Source organism: Streptosporangium sp. NPDC001681 (assembly GCF_040298085.1).
Lineage (GTDB): Bacteria > Actinomycetota > Actinomycetes > Streptosporangiales > Streptosporangiaceae > Streptosporangium.
Window position 1 is genome coordinate 23,771 of sequence record NZ_JBEOZN010000118.1, and the last position, 6,796, is coordinate 30,566.

The following is a 6,796-nucleotide window of genomic DNA, read 5'->3' on the forward strand; positions in this document are numbered from 1 at the left end:
CCAGCTTGCCCAAATTAGACTGTACTTCAGGGCCAGGTCACGTCGACCGAGGCGGTGACCGAGAACCGAGAGAGTGGGTATCCGGTGGGAGTCACGATCGAACACGTCCTGGCGCTGCCCGACCTGAACCTGCGGGTGGTGGCCGGTGCGGCCGGACTCGGCAACGAGGTCCGATGGGTGCACGTCAGCGAGACCGCCGACCCGACACCCTGGCTGCGCGGCGGGGAGCTGCTGCTCACCACCGGCCTCAAGATCGAAGATATCGAACAGTTCGCACCATACCTGCACCGGCTCGCGGACGCGGGCCTGGCCGGCCTCGGATTCGGCATCGGGCTGGGGCACCCGGAGGTACCCGAGCCCCTGCTCGTGGCCGCCGAGGAGCGCGGCCTTCCGGTGCTGGAGGTCCCGGTCGACGCCCCGTACGTGGCCATCTCCGAGGGCGTGTCCAACCTGCTCGCCGCCGAGCGGCGGGACACCATCGCGCGGGCGTTCGACGCCCAGCAGGCGCTCACCGCCGCCGCCCTGGAGTCCGGCCGAGGGGGCGTCATCACGGCGATCGCCAATGTCCTGGGCGGGTGGGCGATACTCACCGACACCTCCGCGGCCGTCGTACGGTCCTGGCCGCCGGAGGCGGCCGAGCGGCTGCCGACCCTGCTACCGGACATCATGCGTACCCGGGAGCGGGGCATCCGATCGAGCAGCTCGATGGTCAGCCCGCACGAGTCGATCGTGATCCACCCCCTCGAAGCCCGGGGCCGGATGCGCGGATTCCTCGTCGCCGCGGTACCGGGCGGGGTCGACGACTACAGCCGGATGGTCCTCGCCGGTGGGGTGGCCCTGCTGTCGCTGGAGATGGAGCGCTCGCACGCGGCCGGCCGTCAGCTACGCCGGCTCCGCGCCGACACCCTGGGCCATCTGCTGCGCGGCGCGGTCGCGCTCCCGGTCGCGAGGCAGCACCTGGCCGGCTGGGACCTGGATCCCGATGCGCTACGGGCCGCCGTCTACCTGTGCCCGGCCGGCCGCGGCGGCCAGCTGTACGACCAGGTCACCGAGCTGATGAGCGAGGCCGACCTCCCGGGTGCCGTGGTCGCTCAGACTTCCGGGCCGCACACCCGGGTGGTGGTGCTCACGAACGACTCCGAGCAGACCGGCACGACGCTGGCCCGGCTGGCCTCGGTGCGGCCGGCGGCGGTGCTCGGGCTGGGTGACGTGGTCTCGGCCGAGGGCATCGAGCAGTCGTACCGGGCCGCCGTCCACGCGGCCGAGGTCGGCCAGGCGGAGCGGCGGGCGGTGACCCGCTTCGACGACCTGGAGACCCTGCAGATGCTGCTGCGGGCCCAGTCGCCGCAGGCCCTCGCCAGCTTCGTACGCCGGGTCCTGGGGCAGCTCCAGCAGCACGACCGTGGACGCGAAGGCCCGTTGAAGGCCACCCTGCGCGCGTTCCTGGCGCACAACGGCCACTGGAACGAGACCGCCACCGAACTGGGGGTGCACCGGCACACGCTGCGCGCCCGGATCGACCGGATCGAGCGGATCACCGGCCGCGACCTCAACTCGGCGTACGCCCGGATGGAGCTGTGGCTCGCACTGCTCGCCGACGGCGCGGCCGAATCGGGGGACGACGTCGCGGACGCCTCGGCGGCCGACCGCCCCGGCGACGGCGTCTAGATCGCCCCGGCACTGGACAAGTGGTAGTGGCCAGGGCCGGAAAAATCGACCTCCTGTCAGGTATCGCGTCCCTTGTCGCAGCGGCAAGACTCACCCCAACGCAGACGGGAGAGAGCAATGACGAGCACTGAGCGGACAACTGCCGCCGCTGTGCCCGGGCCGGGGCGACTTGCCGGGCTCGAACGTGTGCCGCTCCGGCACTACGGCCGGTGGATCTCAGCGGCGGTGGTGCTCGCCCTGATCGCCCTGGTGGGTATGGCATTCGCCCAGGGCGGCATCGAGTGGTCGGTCGTCGGACGCTACCTCACCGCCGAGGCGATCCTGCACGGACTGGGCAACACCATCGTGATCACGTTGGCGTCGATGGCCCTCGCCATCGTCCTCGGCGTGGTGGTGGCCGTGATGCGGATGTCGGCCAACCCGGTCATGCGCTCGGTCGCCTTCGGGTACATCTGGCTGTTCCGTGGCATCCCGGTCCTGCTCCAGCTGCTCATCTGGTACAATCTGGCGTTGGTCTTCCCGACCATCGGCTTCGGCGGCTTCCAGGTGCGCATGATCGACGTGATGACGCCGTTCATGGCCGCGCTGCTCGGCCTCGGCCTCCACATGAGCGCCTACACCGCCGAACTCGTCCGGGCCGGCATCCTCTCGGTCGATCGGGGGCAGATCGAGGCCGCCCAGGCGATCAGCCTGACCCCGGGGCAGATCCGCCACCGGGTGGTGCTGCCGCAGGCCATGCGGGTCATCCTGCCTCCACTGGGCAACGAGTTCATCAGCACCCTGAAGACGTCCTCGCTGGCGGCGGTGATCTCGTACGGCGAGATCCTTGAGAGCGCCGAGTTCATCTACTACGCCAACAACCGGGTCATCGAACTGCTCGTCGTCGCAGCGATCTGGTACCTCGTCGTCGTCTCGGTGCTCAGCGTGGCCCAGCACTTCGTGGAGCAGCGCGTCGGGCGCGGCTTCCAGCCCTCGGCGAGACGTACCGGTCGCTCGGCCGGGCGCGCCGGGAAGGGAGACGCGGCATGAGTGGGACGTCCATCGTCCGGGCCATCGAGGTGCACAAGTCATATGGGCCGGTCCACGTACTGCGCGGCGTGTCCCTCGAGGTGCACGCCGGGGAGGTGCTGTGCCTGATGGGGCCGTCCGGCTCCGGCAAGAGCACGTTCCTGCGGTGCATCAACCAGCTCGAACGCGTCGACGACGGCGAGTTGTGGGTCCGCGACGAGCTGGTCGGCTACCGGCTGCACCGGGGCAGACTGTACGAGCTGACCGAGCGGGAGATCGCGCGCCAGCGCCGCGGTATCGGCATGGTCTTCCAACGGTTCAACCTGTTTCCGCACATGACCGCGCTCGGCAACGTGATCGAGGGGCCGCTGCGCGCCCTAAGGCACAACCGCGCCGACGCGCTCACCGCCGCCCGCAAGCTGCTCGACCGGGTCGGGCTGAGCGACAAGTACGACGCCTACCCGGCCCAGCTCAGCGGCGGGCAGCAGCAGCGGGTCGCGATCGCCCGAGCCCTGGCGATGCAGCCCCATCTGATGCTCTTCGACGAGCCCACATCCGCGCTCGACCCGGAACTGGTCGGCGAGGTGCTCGACGTGATGAAGGGGCTGGCCGCCGAGGGCATGCCCATGGTCGTCGTCACCCACGAGGTCGGCTTCGCCCGCGAGGTCGGCGACACGCTCGTCTTCATGGACGACGGCGTCGTCGTCGAGAGCGGGCCCCCGGCCGAGGTGCTCAACACACCGCAACACCCGAGAACCCGGGAGTTCCTCTCCCGCGTCCTCGGCTGAACCACACACCAGACATCTTGAGGCCTAGCGAAAGGTCAGGAATGCCACGTCGTCAGGAGACGCGGAAGTTCGACGTGTGGGGAGTCCCGTTCGACGGGGGCTCGACGTTGGGCTGGCCGGGTTCGCGATACGCACCCGCTCGGGTCCGCGACGCGCTGCGTTGGATCACCCAGCGCATTGAGAACGGCGCCATCTACTCCTTGGAGAGCGACTCGGTGCACGAGGTCGGCGACGACCTGCTCCGTGACCGGGGTGACGTCGAGGTGGTCGGGCACGACATCCTGGCCACCCTCGACGCCTGCTCCACCGCGGTCGCCGACTCGCTGGGAGCCGGCCGCACACCGATCGTCATCGGCGGCGACGACTCCGTCCTCTTCCCCTGCGCCCGAGGGGTGCACGAGGCGTTGCCCGGCCGGGTGGGCATCGTGCACTTCGACGCGCATCTCGACCTGCTCGACCACAACCGCCACCAGGGCCGGGTCAGCCAGTCCAGTGGCATGCGGCGCAGCCTGGAACTGGAGCGCGTCAATGCCGGCGACTGTATCCAGGTCGCCGTGCGCCACTTCAACTTCCCGTCCTCGGCCGAGTTCAAGCGCAAGTCCGGGCTGACCCACATCACCGCCCGGGAGTTCCAGGCGCTCGGCCCGGTTTCCGCGGTCGAGCAGATCCTCGACCGGGTCTCCGGCGCCGACCACCTCTTCCTGTCCTTCGACATCGACGCGATCGACCCGGCGTTCGCCCCTGGGGCCGGCGCGCACGAACCCGGCGGTCTCACCTCGGGCGAAGCACTGGAGGCGGTCCGCCTGCTGGCGCCCTACTGCGACGCGTTCGCCGTCACCGAGGTCAACCCGCTGACCGACCATGCCACGGCGACGACCGCGACACTCACCGCGTATCTGCTGTTCCACTTCGCCGTCTCGGGCTCGGGCGCGGTGCGTCGATGAGCGCCGACCAGAGCCACGGCTACCAAGGCTTCCGAGGGACCGGCATCCGGCTGACCGAGGAGCAGCTGCCACACCTGCAGAGCCACCGTACGGAACTGCTCGGCGATTCCCTGCCCGCGATCCACGCCTTCGACAAGGCACACACGGTGATGCTCACCGAGCAGGGCCTGCTCGACCCCGCCGACGGCCAGGCGATCCTCAAAGCACTGCGCGGCATGGAGGCCCGTGGTGTCGCGGAGGCCCGGATCGAGGCCGGAGGCGGGATGCACTCCGGCGAGCAGTATCTGATCACCGTGCTCGGCGCCGAGACCGGCGGGCGGATCCACCTCGGACGCAGCTCCGGAGACCTGATCGAGGTGGCCCGGAGGATGACCATCCGCCGGCACCTCCACGCCCTGCTGCCGGCCCTCACGGACGTGCGGGCCGTACTCCTCAGCCTGGCCGAGGCGCACCGTGACACGATCATGCCCGGTTACACCCACGGCCAGCACGCCCAGCCGACCACCCTGGCGCACTGGGCCACCATGTTCGAACAGGCCTTCGCGCGCGACGCCGAGCGGTTCCTCGGCTTCCATGGCCGGCTCAACGTCTCGCCCGCCGGCGCGGCCATCCTGACCGGCAGCGACCTGCCGATCGACCGGCACCGGGTCGCCGGCCTCCTCGGGTTCGACGCCCCGCTGCCGCACACCATGGACGCGATCCTCAGCCATGACCTGGAGATGGAGGCGGCGGCACTGCTCGCCACCACCGGTGCCACGCTGGCCCGGATGGCCGACGACCTCTATCTCTGGTCGACGTCCGAGTTCGCGTACATCGAACTGCCCGACCGGTACTGCGGCACGAGCAGCATCATGCCGCAGAAGAAGAACCCGGACGCGCTGGAGGACATCAAGTCGGTTGCCGCTCAGGCGCTCGCCGCTCTGGTGGGAGTGATCACCGCCGAGCGCGGGCCGACCGGCTTCCCGATCCTGGAACGACGCTATTCACAGCAAGCGCTGTGGTCGATGGCGGCGGCGATCACCGGCAAGCTGGGGGACACCGTCGGGATCCTCGCCGATCTTCGCGTCGACCGGGACCGGATGGCCAGACAGGCGGGCGCGCACTGGGCGCAGGTGACCGACGTCGCCACCGCGCTGGTCAGGCACACCGGGCTCGACTGGCGTCATGCGCACCAGATCGTCGGCGTCTTCGTCCGGCTCGCCGTCGAGCGCGGCCTGGGCACCTCGGTGGTGGCCCTGGATCTGCTCGACGAGGCGGCAGGGCAGGTCATCGGGCGGAGAAGCGGCCTGACCGAAGAGCAGTTCGCGGAGGCCATGGACCCGCGCGCCTTCGTCGCTCGGCGAACCATCTACGGCGGCCCGTCGCCCGATGCGGTCCGGCGGGAGTCCGCCCTGTTCGCCGAACGGCTGGCCGCCGATCGGCGCCGGGTCGAGGAGCTGCGGCAGCAGGTGGCCGGTGCCGAGGCGGCGCTGGAGGCGGCCATCGACGCCCTTGTTTCGGAGGACGCCCTCTGATGATCTGTACGGCCACTCGGCGTGAGTATCTTTCGCCGTGACCTATTCGATCAATCCCTGGATGGATCCGGCCGTACCGAAGGAAGACTTCTCGGTGATGGGAGCCGGCCAGAACCGAAAGAGCGACTCCTCTCCCGGATCCGCCTCGTCGTCGGTGCGCGTATGGGCCCGCTTCAGGCGTAGGGAACGACGAGTCCCGACTCGTAGGCGTAGACGATGGCCTGGGCGCGGTCGCGCAGGCCTAGTTTGGCCAGCAGCCGGGCGACGTGCGTCTTGACGGTGTGCTCGGTGACGACCAGCTCTCCGGCGATCTCGGCGTTGGACCGGCCCTTCGCGATCAGCCGCAGCACCTCGAGCTCGCGAGGGGTGAGGTCGGCGGGAGGGCACGAGCGGGGCCGCTGCCTGGCGAACTCGGCGATCAGCCGCCTGGTCACCTGGGGAGCGAGTAACGCGTCCCCACGCGCGATCACCCGGACCGACTCCACCAGGTCCTTCACCCTGACGTCCTTGAGCAGGAACCCGCTCGCCCCCGCGGAGAGCGCGTCGTACACGTAGTCGTCCAGATCGAAAGTGGTGATCATGAGTGCCCGGGTGGGCAGCTCGGCGACGATCTGACGGACCGCCTCGATGCCGTTCAGCTCCGGCATCCTGATGTCCATCAGCGCCACGTCGGGCCGGGACTCCCTGGCCAGCCGCACCGCCTCGGCCCCGTCCGCGGCGGTGCCCACGACGTTGATGTCCGGCTGGGCGTTCAGCGCCGCGGCGAAACCGTGCCTGACCCATGACCCGTCGATGGGTGTCCTCTGCGTCGTGCGGTTCGGGTCTCCCAGCAATGATCACCGCGCGGGCGTAGTCCTCGGTTTGTAACAGACCC

Annotated in this window: 6 protein-coding genes; 5 read left to right on the forward strand and 1 reads right to left on the reverse strand. The window is 70.0% G+C overall.

Annotation, left to right across the window (positions count from 1 at the left end; all coding sequences use genetic code 11):
• Positions 1–84: 84 nt before the first annotated feature.
• The 5 genes from ABT130_RS37020 (at position 85) to argH (ending at position 5,922) form a co-directional block, all read left to right on the forward strand.
• Positions 85–1,668 carry a PucR family transcriptional regulator gene (locus ABT130_RS37020; protein ID WP_350963625.1) on the forward strand — a complete coding sequence of 528 codons (1,584 nt, stop codon included), beginning with the start codon at positions 85–87 and terminating at the stop codon, positions 1,666–1,668.
• A gap of 117 nt (positions 1,669–1,785) precedes the next feature.
• Positions 1,786–2,697, forward strand: coding sequence for an amino acid ABC transporter permease (locus ABT130_RS37025; protein ID WP_350912056.1), 912 nt, complete (start codon positions 1,786–1,788; stop codon positions 2,695–2,697).
• The gene (locus ABT130_RS37030; RefSeq protein WP_350912054.1) at positions 2,694–3,464 is read left to right on the forward strand and encodes an amino acid ABC transporter ATP-binding protein; all 771 of its coding nucleotides are present in this window, start codon (positions 2,694–2,696) and stop codon (positions 3,462–3,464) included. Before ABT130_RS37025 ends, ABT130_RS37030 begins: the two co-directional genes overlap by 4 nt.
• A gap of 41 nt (positions 3,465–3,505) precedes the next feature.
• On the forward strand, positions 3,506–4,408 hold the full coding sequence (locus ABT130_RS37035) for an arginase family protein (protein WP_350963628.1): 903 nt from the start codon (positions 3,506–3,508) through the stop codon (positions 4,406–4,408).
• Complete coding sequence (argH, locus tag ABT130_RS37040; protein ID WP_350963631.1) at positions 4,405–5,922, forward strand: argininosuccinate lyase; 1,518 nt, start codon at positions 4,405–4,407, stop codon at positions 5,920–5,922. Before ABT130_RS37035 ends, argH begins: the two co-directional genes overlap by 4 nt.
• A 173-nt stretch (positions 5,923–6,095) precedes the next feature.
• Here argH and ABT130_RS37045 read toward each other — a convergent pair whose 3' ends face one another.
• Positions 6,096–6,755 carry a response regulator gene (locus tag ABT130_RS37045; protein WP_350963633.1) on the reverse strand — a complete coding sequence of 220 codons (660 nt, stop codon included), beginning with the start codon at positions 6,753–6,755 and terminating at the stop codon, positions 6,096–6,098.
• Positions 6,756–6,796: the final 41 nt, after the last annotated feature.

Coding starts and splice junctions, on each gene's coding strand:
- ABT130_RS37025 (WP_350912056.1), top strand. CDS start 1,786: ATGACGAGCACTGAGCGGACAACTGCCGCCGCTGTGCCCGGGCCGGGG.
- ABT130_RS37030 (WP_350912054.1), top strand. CDS start 2,694: ATGAGTGGGACGTCCATCGTCCGGGCCATCGAGGTGCACAAGTCATAT.
- ABT130_RS37035 (WP_350963628.1), top strand. CDS start 3,506: ATGCCACGTCGTCAGGAGACGCGGAAGTTCGACGTGTGGGGAGTCCCG.
- argH (WP_350963631.1), top strand. CDS start 4,405: ATGAGCGCCGACCAGAGCCACGGCTACCAAGGCTTCCGAGGGACCGGC.